This is a genomic window from Acholeplasma sp. ORD1043, from assembly GCF_057808485.1.
In genome coordinates this window covers 26,442-46,884 of sequence record NZ_JAQLOJ010000002.1, presented here as the reverse complement: position 1 = coordinate 46,884, position 20,443 = coordinate 26,442, and the positions used below count along the sequence as shown (strand labels likewise).

At 32.7% G+C, this 20,443-nt stretch carries 17 protein-coding genes and 2 riboswitches; of the genes, 12 read left to right on the top strand and 5 right to left on the bottom strand.

Translation table 11 applies throughout. The features are described from left to right. The first annotated feature begins 184 nt into the window (after positions 1–184). The 12 genes from PG914_RS01325 (at position 185) to PG914_RS01270 (ending at position 16,135) form a co-directional block, all read left to right on the top strand. On the top strand, positions 185–1,531 hold the full coding sequence (locus PG914_RS01325) for an FAD-dependent oxidoreductase (protein WP_488821888.1): 1,347 nt from the start codon (positions 185–187) through the stop codon (positions 1,529–1,531). 221 nt (positions 1,532–1,752) lie between these two features. Further along, positions 1,753–4,125 (top strand): EAL domain-containing protein, encoded by a 2,373-nt coding sequence (locus PG914_RS01320; RefSeq protein ID WP_488821887.1) that lies wholly within the window; start codon positions 1,753–1,755, stop codon positions 4,123–4,125. Position 4,126: 1 nt separating this feature from the next. Next, positions 4,127–5,521 carry an EAL domain-containing protein gene (locus PG914_RS01315; protein WP_488821886.1) on the top strand — a complete coding sequence of 465 codons (1,395 nt, stop codon included), beginning with the start codon at positions 4,127–4,129 and terminating at the stop codon, positions 5,519–5,521. A gap of 56 nt (positions 5,522–5,577) precedes the next feature. Next, positions 5,578–5,653, top strand: a riboswitch (cyclic di-GMP riboswitch). Positions 5,654–5,704: 51 nt separating this feature from the next. Then, positions 5,705–6,451 (top strand): hypothetical protein, encoded by a 747-nt coding sequence (locus tag PG914_RS01310; protein WP_488821885.1) that lies wholly within the window; start codon positions 5,705–5,707, stop codon positions 6,449–6,451. Further along, entirely contained in the window at positions 6,451–7,383 is a 933-nt protein-coding gene (locus PG914_RS01305; RefSeq protein WP_488821884.1) for a hypothetical protein, read from the top strand. Before PG914_RS01310 ends, PG914_RS01305 begins: the two co-directional genes overlap by 1 nt. Positions 7,384–7,465: 82 nt before the next feature. Further along, the gene (locus PG914_RS01300) at positions 7,466–8,407 is read left to right on the top strand and encodes a hypothetical protein (protein ID WP_488821883.1); all 942 of its coding nucleotides are present in this window, start codon (positions 7,466–7,468) and stop codon (positions 8,405–8,407) included. Positions 8,408–8,523: 116 nt separating this feature from the next. Continuing rightward, on the top strand, positions 8,524–9,219 hold the full coding sequence (locus PG914_RS01295; RefSeq protein ID WP_488821882.1) for a S26 family signal peptidase: 696 nt from the start codon (positions 8,524–8,526) through the stop codon (positions 9,217–9,219). Between the two features lie 26 nt (positions 9,220–9,245). Further along, complete coding sequence (locus tag PG914_RS01290; protein WP_488821881.1) at positions 9,246–10,799, top strand: hypothetical protein; 1,554 nt, start codon at positions 9,246–9,248, stop codon at positions 10,797–10,799. Between the two features lie 11 nt (positions 10,800–10,810). After that, entirely contained in the window at positions 10,811–12,598 is a 1,788-nt protein-coding gene (locus PG914_RS01285; RefSeq protein ID WP_488821880.1) for a DUF2357 domain-containing protein, read from the top strand. Next, complete coding sequence (locus PG914_RS01280; RefSeq protein ID WP_488821879.1) at positions 12,595–13,194, top strand: signal peptidase I; 600 nt, start codon at positions 12,595–12,597, stop codon at positions 13,192–13,194. Before PG914_RS01285 ends, PG914_RS01280 begins: the two co-directional genes overlap by 4 nt. Beyond that, a riboswitch (cyclic di-GMP riboswitch) is annotated at positions 13,187–13,268 on the top strand. It overlaps the preceding gene by 8 nt. Positions 13,269–13,283: 15 nt before the next feature. Then, complete coding sequence (locus PG914_RS01275; RefSeq protein ID WP_488821878.1) at positions 13,284–13,898, top strand: hypothetical protein; 615 nt, start codon at positions 13,284–13,286, stop codon at positions 13,896–13,898. Positions 13,899–13,909: 11 nt separating this feature from the next. Further along, entirely contained in the window at positions 13,910–16,135 is a 2,226-nt protein-coding gene (locus tag PG914_RS01270; protein WP_488821877.1) for a hypothetical protein, read from the top strand. Positions 16,136–16,187: 52 nt separating this feature from the next. On the opposite strand, the gene PG914_RS01265 is transcribed toward PG914_RS01270, so the two are convergent. The 5 genes from PG914_RS01265 to PG914_RS01245 form a co-directional block, all read right to left on the bottom strand. Continuing rightward, positions 16,188–16,994, bottom strand: a complete 807-nt coding sequence (locus tag PG914_RS01265; protein WP_488821876.1) for a mechanosensitive ion channel family protein — start codon at positions 16,992–16,994, stop codon at positions 16,188–16,190. Between the two features lie 49 nt (positions 16,995–17,043). Continuing rightward, a complete protein-coding gene (locus tag PG914_RS01260) occupies positions 17,044–17,853 on the bottom strand; it encodes a MetQ/NlpA family ABC transporter substrate-binding protein (protein ID WP_488821875.1) in 810 nt (269 codons plus the stop codon). 3 nt (positions 17,854–17,856) lie between these two features. Further along, positions 17,857–18,540: an ABC transporter permease subunit gene (locus PG914_RS01255; RefSeq protein ID WP_488821874.1), complete on the bottom strand. Its 684-nt coding sequence runs from the start codon at positions 18,538–18,540 to the stop codon at positions 17,857–17,859. Further along, a complete protein-coding gene (locus PG914_RS01250) occupies positions 18,533–19,270 on the bottom strand; it encodes an ATP-binding cassette domain-containing protein (protein ID WP_488821873.1) in 738 nt (245 codons plus the stop codon). The genes PG914_RS01255 and PG914_RS01250 overlap by 8 nt, the downstream gene beginning before the upstream one ends. 132 nt (positions 19,271–19,402) lie before the next feature. Next, a complete protein-coding gene (locus PG914_RS01245; protein ID WP_488821872.1) occupies positions 19,403–20,395 on the bottom strand; it encodes an aldo/keto reductase in 993 nt (330 codons plus the stop codon). Positions 20,396–20,443 lie beyond the last annotated feature (48 nt).

Here is a 20,443-nt window from a genome sequence, read left to right as displayed (position 1 = left end):
ATACAAGGATAGTGGTTGAAAGCTATCCTTTTTTTATCTAAAAATGTGTAAAACGTTTTCAAAAGCAACTAAGTTGTTTATATTTACATTTGATATAAAATTAAGTCGCGATTTCGATTTAGACATCAAACTATATATAAAAAAAAGATAGATCCACAAACTTTTTTGTGGATGGGAGGACTTTATGAAAGTAGTAGTTATCGGTTGTACGCATGCGGGTACAGCAGCAGTAAAAAATATTTTAGGTCAAAACAAAAACATCACTGTTAATGTTTATGAAAGAAATGACAACGTATCATTCTTATCATGTGGTATTGCACTATATGTAGGTGGAATTGTTAAAGATGTAGATGGTTTATTCTACTCATCACCAAAAGAATTAGCTGAACTTGGTGCTAATGTCTTCATGGAACACGAAGTATTATCAATCAACTATGATGCTAAAACACTTGAAGTTAGAAATTTAAACACAAATGAAGTATTCACTGATTCATTTGATAAATTAGTTTTATCAACTGGTTCATGGCCAATCGTACCAAAGATTGAAGGTATTAATTCAGAAAACGTCTTATTATCAAAGAACTTCAATCAAGCAAATGAAATTATCGAAAAATCAAAAGATGCTAACAAGATTGTTGTTGTTGGTGCTGGGTACATCGGTGTTGAACTAGCTGAGGCTTTTGAATTAATGGGTAAAGAAGTTGTTCTAGTTGATGGCGAATCAAGAATTATGCCTAAATACTTAGACCCAGAATTCACAACGCTTGCTGAAAAAGAATTTACTGACAATGGCATTAAACTTGCTTTAGGTCAAAAAGTTAAAGGCTTTAAGACAGAAGGTAATAGAGTAACTCATATTACAACTGATAAAGATGAATTTGAAGCTGACTTAGTCATTATGTGTATTGGTTTCAGACCTAACACTAAATTATACGAAGGTGTTTTAAAAACTACACCAAATGGTGCTTTAGTTGTTAATGAATACATGCAAACATCAAACAAAGATGTTTACGCATGTGGTGACTGTGTGAACGTATTCTACAATCCAACCAATGAATACAGATACATTCCACTTGCAACAAATGCAGTAAGAATGGGTACATTAGTTGGTATGAACATCGAAAACAACGTTGTTAAATATCGTGGTACTCAAGGTACATCAGGTATCAAAATTTATGAATTATCAATCGCATCAACCGGTTTAACAGAAGGTGTTGCTCGTGATATGGGTATCAACTATGGTGCTTATCTATTACACGATACAAACCGTCCTGAATTTATGCCAGAATATGAAGAAGCATTATTAAAATTAGTTTACGACAAAGATACAAGAAAAATCTTAGGTGGTCAAATCCTATCTAAGTACGATTTAACAGATAAGATGAATATCTTATCAGTAGCAATCCAAAATAACATGACTATTGAAGATTTAGCATTCCAAGATTTCTTCTTCCAACCACACTTCAATAAACCATGGAATTTATTAAACATTGCAGCTTTAAGAGCAATCGCTCAAGAAGCTAAAAACTAATCCTTCGTTTACCCCTTTATTAAAATGCGCAAGCTCAACAAAAAAAGGTAACCAGAATATGGAAGCCTTTTTTTATTTATCACCAACATAAAGAAATAACATGAATCCACATTCATGTTATAATACATAATAAATAGAATAAATTAGTTAGTTATGATGCAAAATCGCTTCAAATATAAGATAATAAGAATATAAGGAAGAGATTAGAGGGCACAGGCTAGATGTTTACAGAGACAAAAAGACATATTATAAGACTCGTCATAATCTTTGGAGTTTTACTCCTGTCTTTTTATGTGTTCTATATCTTTTTATTAGACACAACATTTAAAAGAGAAGCCAATCTCATTGCACATAATGAACATGAACTTAGAACGCAAAGTCTTGATGATATGCTTCATGGATTGTATGATGCTTATCAAGACAGTATCTTAAATTGGAATACTAAACAATACACCACTGAACTTAATCCTTTAGTGCCATTTAACATGTATACAATCTCACCTTTATCAACTTTATTTAGTGATGAGGTTGATGATACCTTAGTCTTAGTACTTAAAAAAGAAGGTGAACAAGAAGTCGCATATAAAGAAGTAGAATCAGTCTTTGCTAATCAAGGTGTCGTTTTATCTGACACACAATATGTAGTTGCAACATCTGGCTATATCTTATATGCGAAAGACCAATCACTCATTTCAAAAAATTTCTTTAACACAAATCTATACCCTTCACAATATTTTGGTACACTAGATAACTTAATTGGAAAAAACTCACAAGCTCACTTTGACTTCCAATCTAATAATGAAAGTTTTATTTTATCATTCCATAAATTAGATGGTGACTTACTCTTTATTTCAATTGTTAAACAAGCCCCATATTTAGCAGCTTATTTACCGCTTATTTGGTCGTATTTAACACTTTCTTTATTCTGTGTAATTGCCTTCTTGGTTTTCTCATTAGTGGGTTTAAAATACCGCTATGATGATGAAAAACTTTACAACAAACATAAAGATGAACTACCTCAATCCGTACTTGTGATTGATGTTGGTGGTCTGGGCCAACTTCGTATGGCTAATCCCAAATTCTTTGAGTTAGTCTCGAAAGATGTTGTTAAGATGATCACAGATGTTACTAAAGATAAAATCAACATTAAAGAAACACTTAAGATGCAAAAAGCTTTCTTCATGGGTATTGAAACAAAAGAAGGTAAGAAAGATTTTAGATTTGTTATTGTAAAGAAAAAACGTGGGTATTTACTCATTGGTGAAGAAGCAAATAAAGTTACAGGTTTTGAAGGTAAATACCGAGATTTTGCCTTAAATAATCAAATCACTAAATTACCAAATGAAATGTTCTTAAAAGAAACACTAGAAAGCATCGATAAGAACAGAAAGTTCTCAATTGTTTCTTTTGCTGTTGAGGATTTTGATACAATTCAAAATACCATTGGACGTGAATTTGCTCGTCAATTTATAAAAAAATTAATTGATGAAATTAAAAAACACATGGATAAAGAAACCATGAAGTTTTATCATTTTACAAATGATCGCTATACAGTTTTAGTTCAAAATGTTTTAAATTATGATATGGTTGATTCATGGGTTCAAAATGTGAGTGAAAAAATCAATAATTCCGTCATTTTATCGGATTTACCATTTACTGTATCACTAAAAGCTGGTATTGTTCATAATCAAGGTAAAGTGATGTCAATGGATAATGATTCAATACTAGAAATCCTAGAGATTACTACAGAACGTGCATTAAAATCAACTGTTTATTCTCATGTACTATATAATGAAAAGTTCTTAGAATACACTTCTAAAAACCAACAAATGGAATTAGACCTACAAAAAGGTATTGCAAATGACGAGTTTGAGATGTATCTACAACCTCAATACAATGTTGAAACCAATAAAACTGTAGGGTTTGAATTACTCCTTCGTTGGAATAATCCAAAATATCAAAAAGAATCTCCTGCATCCTATGTTAAAATTGCAGAAAAGTCTAATTTAATTATTGACCTTGGTCGTTTAATCATTGATAAAGTATTTACAATTGCTGAAAGTTTTAATAAAACAGATATTGAGTTTTCATTTAACATTTCGCCAAGACAACTTGTTCAACCAGGTTTTATCCAAGAATTAATCGACTTTACAAAGAAATATGATGTTAACCCAGAAAGAATTGCTATTGAGTTAACTGAAACAATTTTAGTTGTTTCATTTGATTTAATTATCGAGAAGTTTAAATCATTAAAACAACTAGGCTTTAAAATTCATTTAGATGACTTTGGTACTGGGTATTCATCCTTATCTTATTTAAAGACATTACCAGTTGATGTCATTAAGATTGATAAGAAGTTTGTTGATGAAATTGAAACATCGTTTACCTCTCGCCAAATCTTAAAAACAATGACCATGCTTGGTAAGAATTTAAAATTAGGTGTGATCTTTGAAGGGGTCGAAACTGAAAAACAAGTAGAAATCATTAAAAAAGAAGGCGGAGAGATTATTCAAGGATTTGTTATTGCACGTCCAATGCCTCATAAAGATGCAAAGGATTTCTTAAAGAAAAAGAAAGTAGGATTTAGTGAATAATATGGTAGAGATTATGATAACAATCGTTGTTACACTAGCTCTTGATGGTGCAGTCTTTGGAATCTTTATCGTTGTAAAAAAAGAATCCATTAGATATCGTGATGAAAAACTTTTAGTTCAAGACCAAGTTGTACCGCTGAATACTTTAAGTGTATTAATTGATCGTACAATTAAAAGAAATAGTAAGAAGAATAAACCATTTACGTTATTTCTAATTGACTTAGACCATTACCGTGATATTGTTGATACCTTCAATGAAGAAGAAGAAAAATTGATTATGAGTTATGTCTCTAATCATATTAAATCAAGTCTTCCTGAAGAATCTGTGATCTCACAAGGTATTAAACCTGACCAATTCTATGTCTTTATTCCAGATAGTTTTGATCATTCTAAAATTATTTATCTGGCTAAACAAATTAAAAAAGATTCAGAACGTAAGGTGCATATCCTAGATAGTGTCACCATTAAGAAAACAGTAAGTATTTCAATTGCAACATTCCCGCTACACGGTAATACTAAAGAGCACTTATTCCAAGCATTAGATATTGCTATGTATATCGTTAAGAAAAATGGTGGTAATGATATTAAGTATTATTCAGAAGAACTGAATCAAGGTAAGGAATATCTTGATTTATATCATGAAATTAAAGAAGCAATTCAAAAAGAAGAATTCTTGTACTACTATCAACCAATTGTTTCAACTGAGGATAAAACTAAAGTGCTTGGGGTTGAAGCACTCTTACGTTGGCAACATCCAACAAGAGGACTCTTAGCACCAGGTTCATTCTTGAGTATGGCAGAACAATCTGGTGAATTAGATGAAATTGGTATTTGGGGTGTAGAACAAGCGCTCCTCTTACAAACTGATTTAAGTCAGCTATATCAAATCCATGACCTAGTGGTCAATATTAACGTTTCTCCTCGTCAGATTCTAAATGAAGAAACTTTTACAATCTTCCAAAGATTAATTCAAAAACATAGAACGAAAGCAGAATTAGTAGCGATTGAAATTCCAGAATTCTCGCTTTACAAACAAAATGAAATATTTAGACGTAACTTAATTAAAATTAAAACCTTAGGATTCCAAATTGCAATCGATATCTCAACGACAGATTATGACGTATTAGACATCGTAGAACGATTTAAGATTGACATGATTAAGCTCAATCGAGAGTTCTTCAAACTAGAAGAAAATTATAATAAACGTAAGTATTTAAAGATGCTTATTGATTTTGTCGAGTCACAGCAAATCAAACTGGTTGCAGAAGGTATAGAAACTGAAGAACAATTTCAGGATATGTATACAAAAGGCGTCTCATATGCGCAAGGTTATTTTATCGCAAAACCTTTAGATCAAACACAGTTATCGGCTTTCTTAAGACAATCTGAGGATTAGAAATTTGTCGCATACATTTTTGTTGACACTATAAAAAAACGTGATAAAATACTAGTATACGAAAAAGGCAAAGCTAGAGAAATCTAGTGACGCAAAACTATAGGACCTGTCAAATGGTAGCCAGTTGCCAACAATTTATGTGGCACTGGCTTTTTGTTTTTTAAACGAGGTAACGAGGTAACCATGGCGTTAAGTAAAGTATGGGGCATTGGTAAAACCGTTAGAAATGCCACTAAATTTTCCAAGTTAATATTCCTCTTCATTCCACTGTTTGGATTCTTATCCGTAACAATGGGGGTCGTATCATTTTATGGACAATACACTGGGGATATGTCAGTAGCAATTGATCAATTTTCTGACAGTTCAATTAGAATCTCAGAAGATTCAACATTTGCTGAATCACGTACTGTTCTAAGATATCCTGGGATGAGTTTTGTCAACCAAGCATCCTACGAAGGTGTGATGGCATTCCACTATCAAAATGTCATACAAACTCCTGGATATTACCTTCCTGATGTTAAAGATAAAGATAGAGAAGTTATTGCATTCACATTCTACTTAAAGAATATGAACGAGGCGGCAACCATCAACAGGTTGAATTATAAGATTCTATTTTTAGAAACCTCAAAACATATTGAAGAACACTTAAGAATTATGGTGGTCGTTGATAATGTTGCAGATGTCTATGAATATCAATCTTATCGAATCCCAGGTGTGCAGTCACTATCATTTGCATCAAGACAAGTTGCAGTTGATGGTAATATCTTCCAGTTAAAAGCTCAAAACACAGTTAAAATTAGCGTCATACTTTGGATTGATGGATACTTAGAAGATTATTTAAAGAGTATTGGTAAATACACCGAAGAAGATTTAATGGGTGGTAGACTAAAACTCCAAATGATTTTCTCGGTAAACGAAGAAGGCTCATAATGCTTAAGAAAATATATGCAGCGTTATTTGCACTCACGTTAATATCCATTACATTAACCACCTCAGTATACGCTTGGTTTAACACTTCAAAATCATCACTCGTTGATGGGGTTGAAATGGGAGTAGGAGAAGATGATAATTTGTACCTATCATTAGATGGTATAAACTATCACAAGAATATTACACAAGAAATGTTAAGGGAACATATCGGTAAGACAACTAGATTAACCAATATCACCTCACCGGATGGCAAAACCTTTTACGCAAGTCCAACATCTACAAGAGTTTATGCAGATCCAAGGACTGAATACCTCACATTTGATGTCTACTTCAAAGTGATTACCGATAATGAAAATGAAGCAGCGCATCAAAAATTTGTTTACCTAGCAGATAGGAAAACACCAAGTTTCGAACTTGCACCTAACACCAAAGGAACATTTGTTGTAAGTCGTGGTGTAAACTGGACATCACCAATAGATTTTAATGATGGTGACATATATGTCACAGCAGGAGAAAATCGCTTGTATCACGCGTCTGACGCTGTTAGAATAGGAGTTGTAAATGATGAACAAGAATTATCATTTATATATGACCCTTCTGAAAACGAAGCACGTGGATACGGAAAATTATTTGGAGCACTTGATTACTACGAAAGAAGATTAGGTGTTAGATTAGTACCACCTGAAGCACCAAATAATATGATTTATCGTTTATCTAACTTCTCACCACTACAAGATGATATCGCACTAGATAAAGTAAGTTTAGTCGCAGAAACTATCCTAGTGAATGAAGTAGATGGCATCTATGAATACAGAGGACATGCTACAGTGTCTATCTGGATAGAAGGATGGGATCCAGATTCCATGGATGCGATTCAAGCAGACGCTTTACTTATTAGCCTAAGATTTAAAGCGGCTAGATTTGAAAATTAATTAGGGTTATAAATGGTTAACAGCCAATAACAAGAAAATAGTTTATAAATATTAAAAAACATTCTCAAGGAGAGGAACAAATATGAAAAGTTTAACAACTAAATTCGCTTTATCAGTACTTTCATTAGTACTAACAGGCGTAGCATTATCAGTAGGTATCTACGCATGGTTCACAATTAACAACACAGCTGCAATTGATCCATTCAGTGCACAAGTTAGAGCTGGGGAAGGTATGTATATTTCTCTAGATAAAACTACTTGGAAGACTAATATTACAACAGCTGAAATCGTTGCTTACTTAGATTCAAAAGTTGGTGACTTAGATGCATTCAGATTTGATGCAGTTACATCAGCAAATGCTTCTACATTCTCAAAAGTAACTTATGATGCTACTGATGGTTTTGATTCAGTAACTGCAACAGCAAACGGTGATTACTTATCATTTGATTTATACTTTGCAGTATCTGCAAACGTTGATGGTATTAGAGTAACTACACTAGATGTGACATCAAATCCAACTTCATGGATTCCAACTGGTGAAACAACACCTATGACTCAATCAGTTCATAATGCTGCTCGTGTTGCTATTTTAAATGGTACAGATGCTACTGTATTCCAATCAGAAGCATCAGTTGCTGGTAGTGACGTAGTTGGATTTGGTTCATCATTTGGTACAAACACAGCTGCAGGTCTATTTATTGATGAATATCAATTAGATTCAAATGCAACAGCTGCATTCCAAAGTTTATATGATCAAGCTGTTCTTGACACTGAAGCAGGTATTGGTTCAACTGTTCAATTTAATGCAAACTACACAACTCCAGTTGTTGTTGCTGAAACATTCTTAAGTTCAACTACAGGTTACGATGTAACTTCAATTACTGGTACAATTGGTACTGACTTACAAATCGCTGTGTTAACAGTCAACATTTGGGTTGAAGGTTGGGACCCACAAGCATTTAATGCTATTTTATCTGGTATCTTATCAGTTGAATTTGCATTTGATGCATACCTAGTAGAATAATAATATTTGATTTTTTAAACACGGAAAGAACACCTTCAATTTGAAGGTTTCTTTTCGTACACAACGACAAAAATTGACTATATAATTTATAAATTATAAATAAGGAGCAAGACTCAATGACTAGCAAACAAAAAACTTTTAAAGTCTTAAGCATCATAGGCAATACGTTATTTTATTTACTTTTAGCAGTTTTGCTCCTATTTTCAATTTCTAACCTTTCAATGAGAACTGAAAAAGACTTACCGAATTTATTTGGTAAAGGATTTGTATCAATCTTATCAGGTTCGATGGAAGGTGAAGAAAAAGACTCATTTTCAAAAGGTGATCTTGTATTCCTAGACATCCTAGATGAAGCAGGAAAGGCATCAGTCAAAGTTAATGATATCGTCGTTCATTATGACCCAATCCTTAAAATTCATATTATCCACCGAGTGGTATTCATCGAAGATAACACGATTGTTACTCAAGGGGATGTAAACGCAAGATTAGCAGGTAGATACGATGGTACGAATTATGTTCCACAAATGCAGATTGAGATTTTCCAAAGAGAAGCAATCATTGGTAAATACACAGGAAGCTTAAGTGGTGTTGGTAATGCGTTACAAACATTAAGAAGTTCAGATGGCTTCTTGCTATGGATTGTCTTACCACTTCTCGTACTATTCACATTTGAAGTAGTTGTCTTAGTAAGATCACTACTAAAATACAACAAAACAAAACTTGAAAAGAAATATGCTTTAGAAAAAGAAGCATTAAAACAACAACTATTAGAAGAATTAAAGAAACAACAAGCAGAAAATAACGATAAGTAAAATTTATCGAAGAAAGGTAAAATCACATGAGTGAATTTGCAACTTGGTATATAGAATTTATACAAACAGTTTTCGAACACATTGTAAATTTCTTCACATCACTATTTGATATTATATACAGATTGATTTGGGCAAATCCAGTTAGTTATATTGACTCATTTGCTTTATCATCTGTTAATTTTACTGCGCTTGATTGGATTATTGGTTCATTCATTCTTCTAGTCAACTTAGTATTCGTATTATCACTCTTTTACTTCATCTTTATTCTCTTAAGACGTTACTTTAGGTTCGTGAAAAGAGAAGTATCAAAAGATGATTTATTAATGGAAATAGCTGATTTAAACCAAAAACTAATTGATTTAACTGATGAAAAGAACGCGATTCTAACGCTTAAATCTTCAGATCTTGGTATGCCAGTAAACAGAAGATCTGTTACTGGTGCGTTAAACAAACTTAACGAAGATGAAGAAGAAAACAAAGAAACAGAAAATACAGGTCGTTTTACAAAACTTATTACTGTTGATGAAACATATAAATTCAGTATCATGCAAACTAACATGACTGAACTTGATATGGTAGGGCTTCCTCAGTTAGTTGAAAGATTTATTAATTTTGCTGCTTCACAGTTAAAACTTTATTACAGTCCAAAAATTGTATCAATCTTCTTTGCTGGTATGGCATCTTCTAAGACATTAATTCTAGAAGGTATCTCTGGTACAGGTAAAACATCATTACCATATGCAATGGGTAAATTCTTCAATAATGATACATCTATCATTTCGGTTCAACCTTCATGGCGTGACCGTTCAGAAATGATTGGGTATCTAAATGAATTTACCAAGAAGTTTAATGAAACTGACTTCTTAAAAGCAATCTATGAAGCAACTTATCGAACCGACTTAAATTTCATTGTCCTAGATGAAATGAACTTAGCTCGTGTTGAATATTACTTTGCAGACTTCTTATCAGTACTCGAAATGCCAAACCCTAGAGAATGGTTAATCGATATTGTACCTGATTCAGTTGCAGGCGACCCAATTCATATTCATGAAGGTAAACTCCTACTACCACAAAACATTTGGTTCGTAGGTACAGCTAACCGCGATGACTCAACATTCGCGATTACCGATAAAGTGTATGACCGTGCTGCATCTATTGAATTATCTGTGAAAGCTGATTACATTGATGCTCCATTTACTGAATCTATTCATATGACTTATGATTACATCGAAGGATTATTCAAGCAAGCATGGAAAGATAATCCAATTTCTCAAAAATCTTTAGAAAACCTTACTAAATTAGACAAGTTCATTACAGATAATTTCCAAATTACATTTGGTAACCGTATTATGAAACAAATTCAAACTTTCGTTCCAGTCTTTGTGGCATGTGGACAATCAGAAGTTGATGGACTTGACTACATTGTTACTAGAAAGGTCTTACGTAAGTTTGAGTTCTTAAACTTACCATTCTTAAGAAAAGAATTGGATGAATTATTAGTTGTAATTGAAAAACTCTTTGGTAAAGGTACATTCCCTGAAGCCAGAGCAATGATCGCAAACTACAAAAAACAAACATAAGGTGACAACATTTGAAACAGAGTTACGATTTAGATTTATTCTACAACATGTTAATATCAAACCTTGATGATTTAGAAACCGACACGGATTTCCCGGCTTACTTTTATCAAGGACTTTATGATGGTTCGAATAAATTAAAAAGTTTCACTGTTCATGAAACCAAAAAGTTTGATGATTACTGGATATCCGCAATCGAAGCTTATTATCCATCAATCGATAAAATCGCTAGAAACTATAAATCCGCATTAAGAACTGAAGAAGATGTAGTGATTGTTGAAAAAGCAAGAAAAACTAACTCTAGAACAATTAGACACCTTGCTGCAAATGCACATCTACTAAGAGAACAAGAAGATAAAAAAGGGCATAAAGAACTCGTTCCAACTAAACTACTTGTTCAAGAATCAGAAATTGAATATGGAATCTATGAAAATAGATTTGTAGCAACACTCATTAGTAGACTTTCTAAATTCGTTTCAGACCGTGTGAAAATCTTAAAAGAAGATATTAACACTAAAAAGTATCACACCGTTGATAATAATGTTGAATTTAAAATTGATTCATCAGTTTATAAAATCAATATTAACTTAGAAGAAATTGAAACGATCGAAGAAGGTAGTGTTCAAGAAGAAAATAAGTTAATTCTAAAAAGAGCTGAGGAATTAAATAAACGATTAAACAACTTATTAAATTCAGTGTTCATGAAAACACTAAAAGCATATAAGCCTGTAAGATCACCAATTTTAAAGACACAAATCATTCTTAAAAACGTTGATTATAAAAACTGTTATCTCTTATGGCAATACCTAGATCAATATAATAGCTTAGGTTTTGAATTGATCAGAGATGAAAAACAAAAGAGATTCTCAGAAGCATATCGTAAACATTTAAACCAAAATTCATTATTTGCTTTTGCAACACTTATGTACCATGATAAGTTTAGAGAATCTGGTCAAAAGCTTGAAATGCGAAAATTCAGACTTAAAAAAGCTGAATCATTAAAAATCAATCCAGAAGATTTAATCATTGACCCTAAAGAGTATCAATTAGAAGATACAAAGATTAACGAGTTTTATTTAAATAAAAACAAACAAATCTTTAAAAAAGTCATTGATCAATACATGGAATCAGAACCAAAGTATGAAGTTGCTTTAAAGAAAGCAATGAAGGATACTATTGAGATTACAAACAGTTTATATAAATCTTACTTTGAAGTGGATGCAGATGATGATGTGTTTGCAAAACTGATTCAACATACGAATCCAAAAGAAGATTTAGAGTCAGCTGACCAAAAGTTCAAAATCGCTCAATTAGTGAGAGAACTTAAAGAAGCGGATTATAAGCAAGCAATTGCATTAGAGAAGAAATGGTATCAAGCAACGCTTAACTATCAAAAGAATTTCTTCAAATGGGTTCAAGAAGAAAATGCAGACTTCTTAAAGAAGGAAGCACAAAAAGTTAAAAAAGCACATACTCAATATCTTAAACTTGAACGTAAAAAGATGTTAGAAGATTTAAGATTACAAGCTGCTAAGAATAACGAATCCTTAACTGCAATGAGAAAGAAATATAAGGATGCATATCAAAAAGAAGCCAAACGTATTGCTGAGGCTCAAAGACTTAAGGCACAGCGTGAACGTGAGCGCCTAATTAAAGAAAGAGATTTAGCTAAGGCTAAACTTGATAAACAACGCGCACGTGAAAAAGCTAAACAACAAGCATATGTTAAAGCTCAACGTGAAAAGATTAAAACATCTCATCAAAAAGCAATAGAAGCACTTAAAAAAGGTAAGATGAAATGAAAAAAACCTTAAACATCATTGGGACCATCTTAATCAGTATCATTATCTTATTCACACTGATATTTGTTGTATTATCAGTGGTAAGTTTTGTGAATAAGAAACCAATAAAAATTATGGGTTATGGATATGGTGTTGTAGAGACACAGTCCATGACGCCTATGATTGTTCCAGGTGACTTTGTCATTATCCAAGAACAAGCAACTTATGAAATTGGTGATGTGATCGCTTATACATCGGTAGAAGGTATAACAGTTGTGCACCAAATCATAGCAGAAACAAGTTTTGGATTTGAAACAAAAGGTATAAATAATGAATTTTCAGATGTGATTAGGGAAGGTTATATCACTCTTGATCGCATCCAAGGAAAAGTAACATGGTATGGTGGTCATGAATTAGGATATCTAATCATTGATAACCGTGCGACATTAATTGGACTTAGCGTGATATTAATTGGAATTGTATTTATTATGCAAGTCGTTAGTGTTATCAAACAAAAGTTAGCTCAACAAAAACTAGAACACGAAAGTGATTTAGAAAAGTTGAAAGAAGAAGTACAAAAAGAATTAGAACAATCAAATGAAAACAAACAAGATTAAAAGGCAAACTTAGGGCAACCTAAGGACGCAAAGCTATAGGGTCTTAAATATAAATAAGATAGCCAGTTGCATCAGTAAAAGGGAAGTTTATGAAACAATTAAGAAAGTTTTTCATCTTAATATTCTTCATAATGATCTCGGTTGCTTCGATGGCAACTGGCGTTTTTGCTTGGTTTGTGACATCAGATGGTGCTAAAGTCGGTGAATTCACTGGTGGTATGCGTTCTGATATGACATTGGATATTCAAATTGACCAATCAGAAATCTTCCTAGGTGATCGCGTTCGTGACCTTGTATATATTACAGAGGCTGATTTCCATACTGTTGGATTTGATTTCTATGGATTAGGTTCAATTCTAGAATTAAACCTTGAAAACACAGGAAGTAACCCAATGCAAGCTAAAGTAGGTTTAAATGCAAATGCTGCACCAGAATATGGAATTTATGCAGGTGTAAATGGAGCATTTAAATACTTAATTATAGATAATCCATTATCGGTAACTGCTAAAATGTGGGAGTTACAACAATCATCTAATATGTTTGCTGCAATGCAAGCTCATAATGCGATTGGGGTAACAATTCCAGCAAACACTACAAAAGCAGTCTATGTCATCATCTGGGGTTATTATGATGGCTTACCACTTGCACAAAAAAATATTTATCATTCTATAGTTTATCGTATGACAATTAACTTAATTGCCTAAGGAGTTATTAAATGTTTAGAAAATTAGTAATCCTAATTTTATCAGTCATAGTTACCTTATCGACCGCGATAGGTATTTATGCTTGGGTTACTAAACCATCTTCAGGCATTGACTTAAACGTAAGTACAAAAGAAATGTTTTCTGCAAGTACTGAAATGAAATTAGGTACAACTTCACTAAACTCACTCCATGCACAATATAATTCAACCGACTATACAATTAACTTCACAAACACACAAATTTCAAGTGCAACCACAGGTGGTGTGATGCCACTTTCTGTATCTGTTGCAGTTGAAGCATTTAAGAACATTAAAGTAAGATTAAAACTTGTTGAATATTGGACAAACTCTAGTGGTGTTTCAATCACAAGACCAAATGTTTTTACTTGGAATTACGCAACAAGCTATAGAGAAAAAATCGATTCAGCAGGTTATTTCTACTATAGCGAAATAATCTTAAAAGATGGTAGTGACGTTATTTCATTTATTACATCAGCGAATGTTAACACCGATAACTTATCTGCCAATACGACAGTTAGATTATCTGTAATTATTTCTGCTGTACAAGCCAATAGAGAAGATATTTGGGATACTGAAAATCATAAGACTAAAACATTCACATTCTCAAGTAATGCGAATAATCAAAACATAAATGTGGTCTTCAGTGGTGTATCTAATGCGATGTATGGCCGTGGTGTTTACATTGAATTTAAGAATGCGAACTATCACTATGTATATATTTGGCATAATAGAACATCGATGACTCGTCAAATGAGTTTCCAAGCGGGAACTTATACAGTTTCAATTAATTTAGTGAATCATTTAGACTTTAATGTAACAAGATCAGGAAATAATATTACAATTACAATTCTTTATGGTAACCAAGGTAACTGGGGTTATGAAGATATTATTTTCTCACCAACTATGATTGCTGTTTGGCAACCGGGCGTAACTTATCCTAAAGATGCGATTGTCTATTACCGTGATGATGATGGTGGTGGCGTAAATGCTGGTTATTATTCTGCATCTCGTTCAAACACTAACATTCATCCAGATCAATTAGGATGGGACTGGAGAAAATTATCTCCTTATTATGAATCAGGTACAATGTATCCTGCAGGTACAGTTGTATTCTATAACGGTGCATTCTATATTTCTAAGACCAATAACAGTGCTGCAATTACTGAAGCATGGGCATGGGAAAGATTAGATAGAGCCTATAGTAGCGGTAATACATATGCTACTGGCGATGTGACTTATCATACAGTTGGTGATGTCACAACTTGGTACTATGCATATGGGTCAGTTGGAGCATCTCAAGCATCCCCTCAAAGCTGGCAAAATTTCAGAGCACTAGGTTTTACTTATAATAGTTTCAATATTCAAAAATATCGTCAAGGTGAATATGTTCTGCATAATGGTAATTATTATGTAGCAACGACTAACCAACCATATGAAGGACCTTCGGCAAGTTCACAAGTTTGGAAACAACTTGGAATGAACTGGACCAATGTTCAAAGTTATCCAGCTGGTCATATCGTTTTTTATAACTCAAATTACTATATTGCATTAAATAACATTAACGCATGGGCAAGTGCTCCAGGAAGTAATTCAAATTGGCAATTAATCACCCATAGAGGTAATTATACAACATCACCTTCCCCAGCTTATTCAAGATATCAATCCGTCATCTATAATGGTAAGAGATACTTCTGGAATCAAGCAGGAAATGCACCGGCTGGTAATCCTGATGTAACAACTGGTTGGTGGTTATTAGGCGAAGAATGGCATCCAAAAAATACATATGTTCAATATGACTTAGTTTTCTGGGATAATTCTTACTGGACATTAAGAAGTGGCACTTCAACAAATCAGGAGCCTGGGGTTTCTGGTCAATGGCAAGAACTTTCTGACCGTTGGACACCAACAAATATTTACTTAAACAATCAATATACAAGAAGTATGGTTATCTATAATGGTATGCTCTTCATGTGGACAGGTGCCAATAACACTAATTCATCAACACCACCAAGTACTGCAAATAACGGTTGGATAGAATTAACTGAAATTTGGCGTTCTTACAATACTTATGTTGTGGGTGACAGAGTAATTTATGACGGTTCATTCTGGGAAGCCCTACAGTCTCCATATGATGGTAGCGGAAATCCAATTGTTCCAGGTACTAACTTCCAAGTATGGAAAGAGTACCAAATCATTTGGGATCCAAATAGAACATAATAGTTTAAACAAAAAAGGCATTCATTTGGTTGAATGCCTTTTGTTTATTTACTTACTTATCTTTATTATTTAAGAACATTAAGATATCGCGTTTAAGTTCTCGTTCAAGTGAGAATTGTTTATTATTTTCGGTTTTGAATGTAACTCTAAGGGTCAATACATGAAGTCCATTTTCAACAATACCAATAAATTTTGGTCCTTCAGTAATAAACGGTTTATCATTATATCTTTCTAGGATTTCAATAAATGGTTCACTATAGAATATCGATAAATCAGTGTAAGGTGAGACGTGGAATTCAACAACTCCAACAGAGTCACTCATACTAAATTGTGTGATTACTCTAATATCACCATTATTGACTAATCTAATTTCATTTTTCCAGTTAACTAATTTTGTTTTTCTAATGCCGATTTCTAGTACAGTACCTTTAAAATCACCAATTTGAATGACATCACCAACATTAAAGGATTGTTCAAATAAAATAAAGAAACCTGAAATTAAGTCTTTAATCAATTCTTGTGCACCAAAACCAAAAGCAAACCCTAAGATACCTGCAGATGCTAATACCGGTGCTAAATCAATGCCTAACTCAAGTAGAATCATCATAACAATAACAAACCAGAAAGCATACGTAATTAATGATACCACTAGAGCTGCAATTGTTTTTTGACGTTTGACCAGTGATTTCTTATTTGCACGTTTTAATGAAAAGACGATCAACTTGGCAACAAAATGGATGATGTATGCAACCAAAACCCAAGCCAAAATCATCGCTAATTTAACGATTAAATCAACAATTGAAACAGATGAAATGAATGATGATAACCATTCAGTTAAAAAAGTTCGTAATAAGTCCATAAAAAACACCTCATATGTAGTGTATCACATATAAGGTGTTTTATAAAGATTAGAAGGCAGGTTTAGCAGCCCAACCGTAGTTTTCATTGATCCAGTTACGTACTTTATCGCTTGTTAAGTATTCAATGAATTTCTCGATTTTAGCATCATTTCGATTGTCTTTTCTTGTAACAAATGAAATAGCATAAGTAGCGGTTAATTCATTTAATTTTTCTGCAAATAAGAATTCTGAATCATCACCTAGATTAATTGCTGATTTAGCATAAGAAGGATACATGACTGCAAGTCTTCTTCCACCATCTCTATAAGCAAGTGGTGTTAAACCTAATGATTTTTTCTCGAATTTTAGATTGAATGGATTAGACTCAATATCATCTAATGTAGCAGTTACTGTTTTACCAGGTTTTAAAGTAATTAAACCAGCTGATTGAAGCAGAATAAGTGCACGAGGTAAATTAACAACATCTTCTGGAATATAAACTGTTTCACCATCTTCCATTTGAGTTAAATATGTTTTAGGATCATAATAGTCACTGTATAAAGAGAAGATTGAGTGGTAAACCGGTTGTGCGATCACTAATTCAGCGTTATTAGCTGAATTAAAGAAATCCATAAAATATTGGTGTTGGATTAAGTTACCATCAATTTCACCATTCTTTAACGGTGTGTTAAGTAAGTTATAATCCATTTGAAGTGTTTCAACTTTAATACCTTCAGCAAGTAAGTCGTCTTTGATTAAATCAACGATTTCAGGCATTGGGTAGAAGTTAACTCCAATTGTAAGTACATCATCTGCTTGTCCACAAGCAGTTAATGCTGTTAAAAATGCGAATGTTAATAAAATAAACACTTTTTTCATTTCTTATAAACTCCTTTTCTTTTTATCTAGATATGATGCAAGAACATTACCTAGTATTTGTATAATTTGAACCATAATAATCATTATAATTGTAGAAGATATCATTAATCCCATACCAACAGGTGAATAGTATCCGTTTTGAATTGCAGTATAGCCTAAGCCACCACCACCAATTAAGTAAACGACTGTACTATAAGCAAGTAAACTAATAATTGAAGTTGTGTAACCAAGAATTAATCCAGATCTAGCTTCAACGAAGATGAAGTGGATGAATAATTGGAACTTATTTGCACCCAACGACTTAGATAAATCAAATATTTGAGGATTTAAGTCAGCAATTGCTTGTTCGACTTGTCGTGAGACGGTTGCAATACCAATGATTGAAAGGGCGATGATTGAAGGAATAAATCCGTATGACCTTCCAAACATTGCAAAACTTATTGGTGTAATAATGACCATAAGGAGGATAAATGGAATTGACCTTATGATAGATACTAACACTGATAGGGTATAAGAAATCCATTTCTTCTCGTAAATCTTACCTCTACCATATAATGATAGGATTACACCGATAAATGTACCAATTGGAATTGATATTAGTGAACTGTAAATCAATAATTCAATCGTTTCATAGGTTGCATTAATTAATTCTTGTTCTTCAGCTAAGGTGAGTAGAAGATTAAACATTTACATCACCCCAAATCGTTGATTCATAATTAAACTCTATTTCTTTTGATTTAGTAATTGAATCTAGACGTTTAATTGATCCATTTTCTAAGAGAAGTACTCTATCACAAATAAACTTAACCATCTCAATTTGATGTGATACAAAGATGATTGTTGGATTAAACTTCTTATGAACATCTTTAATTAAATTTAAGATTTCATATGCAGTTTCTTCGTCAAGAGCAGATGTTGGTTCATCGCAAAATAATAACTTTGGTTCTGTGATAAGCGCTCGTGCAATCGAAACTCTTTGAGCTTCACCGCCAGATAAAGTTATTGGATATTGGTCCTTTTTGGCTTCTAAACCAACAAATTTCAGCAATTCTAAAGCTTTTTCATACCTTACTTGTTTAGAAACACCTAAAAGTTTAAGCGGTAGTGCTACATTCTCTATGGTTGATAGATTATATAACAATGAAAAGTTTTGATAGATATAAGATGTCTTACGTACAATCGATTTAATTTCTGAATTGTTTTTATGATCAATTAAGTTTCCAAAAAATGATAAAGACCCTGTATCAGGTTTCATCTGTAGTGACAAGATTTTTAATAAAGTGGATTTACCAACACCACTTTTACCGACAATACCGAATACCTCACCTTCATTAACATTAAAAGAGATGTTTTTCAGCGCATTTGTCGTTTCTTTTTTGGAGTTAAAAGATTTACTAATACCAATGAGTTCTATCATATGATTACCTTTAACTTTTTATTTCCTCTATATTATACTTAAAAATGGAGTAAATTAAATACTTATTGCATAATCTAGAAAATTTGTAACACATTTGTAAAAAAAGACTAGTTTTTGACTAGTCTTTTATCTTTATTTTAGAGCTTTTTCAATCAATTCTATTTCTTCATTGGTGAAGGTTAAATTTTCTAATGTTTTTAAGTTTTCTAATAATTGAGGTAGTTTTGAAGTTGAGATTAAAGTTGATGTCATTCTCTCATCTCTTAAGCACCAAGCTAGTGCCATTTGAGCAATTGATTGGCCACGACGTTTGGCAATTTCATCTAATTTTCTTAACTTAGCTCTTAATTCATCAGTGATATCTTTTTCTTTTAACCACAATGAATCCGGGTTTTTAGCTCTTGAATCTGCTGGAATATTATGGATATATTTATTAGTCAACATGCCTTGAGCAAGTGCGCTGTAACAAATTGTGCCACCACCAATTGAAGTTTGGGTATCTAGAAGGTTGTTATGTTCAATCCAACGATTTAACATTGAATAACTTGGTTGTGTAATCACATAGGGTACATTAAGTTCTCTTAAGATAGCATATGCAGCTTGAAGTTGTTCAGAATTGTAGTTTGATAAACCTACATATAATGCTTTCCCTTGTAAGACAATATCTCTAAGTGCTAGCATTGTTTCTCTTAAATCTGTTTCATGATCATATCTATGGTGATAGAAGATATCAACATAAGGAATACCCATACGTTTTAATGATTGATCAATGGAACTCATTAAGTACTTTCTAGAGCCACCATCTTGATATGGTCCATCCCACATTCTGTAACCTGCTTTTGTTGAAATAATGATTTCATCACGATAAGGCATTAATGCTTCTTTAAGAATTCTTCCAAAAACTAATTCAGCATGACCTGGTCCTGGACCATAATTATTAGCAAGATCAAAGTGTGTAATACCATTGTCAAATGCACAAAGAATCATTTCTTTACATGCTTCATAATCATTGTGTTCACCAAAATTTTGCCACAGTCCAAAAGATAATACGGGTAATTTTAATCCGGATTTTCCAAGTTTTCGATAAATCATTTTTGAGTAACGTTCTTTATTTGCAATATACATATAAATACCTCCTAATATTAATTATACCCTTTCTATATATAAAGAGAA

Coding starts and splice junctions, on each gene's coding strand:
- PG914_RS01250 (WP_488821873.1), bottom strand. CDS start 19,270: ATGATAGAACTCATTGGTATTAGTAAATCTTTTAACTCCAAAAAAGAA.
- PG914_RS01295 (WP_488821882.1), top strand. CDS start 8,524: ATGACTAGCAAACAAAAAACTTTTAAAGTCTTAAGCATCATAGGCAAT.
- PG914_RS01325 (WP_488821888.1), top strand. CDS start 185: ATGAAAGTAGTAGTTATCGGTTGTACGCATGCGGGTACAGCAGCAGTA.
- PG914_RS01310 (WP_488821885.1), top strand. CDS start 5,705: ATGGCGTTAAGTAAAGTATGGGGCATTGGTAAAACCGTTAGAAATGCC.
- PG914_RS01300 (WP_488821883.1), top strand. CDS start 7,466: ATGAAAAGTTTAACAACTAAATTCGCTTTATCAGTACTTTCATTAGTA.
- PG914_RS01305 (WP_488821884.1), top strand. CDS start 6,451: ATGCTTAAGAAAATATATGCAGCGTTATTTGCACTCACGTTAATATCC.
- PG914_RS01275 (WP_488821878.1), top strand. CDS start 13,284: ATGAAACAATTAAGAAAGTTTTTCATCTTAATATTCTTCATAATGATC.
- PG914_RS01315 (WP_488821886.1), top strand. CDS start 4,127: ATGGTAGAGATTATGATAACAATCGTTGTTACACTAGCTCTTGATGGT.
- PG914_RS01245 (WP_488821872.1), bottom strand. CDS start 20,395: ATGTATATTGCAAATAAAGAACGTTACTCAAAAATGATTTATCGAAAA.
- PG914_RS01290 (WP_488821881.1), top strand. CDS start 9,246: ATGAGTGAATTTGCAACTTGGTATATAGAATTTATACAAACAGTTTTC.
- PG914_RS01265 (WP_488821876.1), bottom strand. CDS start 16,994: ATGGACTTATTACGAACTTTTTTAACTGAATGGTTATCATCATTCATT.
- PG914_RS01270 (WP_488821877.1), top strand. CDS start 13,910: ATGTTTAGAAAATTAGTAATCCTAATTTTATCAGTCATAGTTACCTTA.
- PG914_RS01320 (WP_488821887.1), top strand. CDS start 1,753: ATGTTTACAGAGACAAAAAGACATATTATAAGACTCGTCATAATCTTT.
- PG914_RS01260 (WP_488821875.1), bottom strand. CDS start 17,853: ATGAAAAAAGTGTTTATTTTATTAACATTCGCATTTTTAACAGCATTA.
- PG914_RS01255 (WP_488821874.1), bottom strand. CDS start 18,540: ATGTTTAATCTTCTACTCACCTTAGCTGAAGAACAAGAATTAATTAAT.
- PG914_RS01280 (WP_488821879.1), top strand. CDS start 12,595: ATGAAAAAAACCTTAAACATCATTGGGACCATCTTAATCAGTATCATT.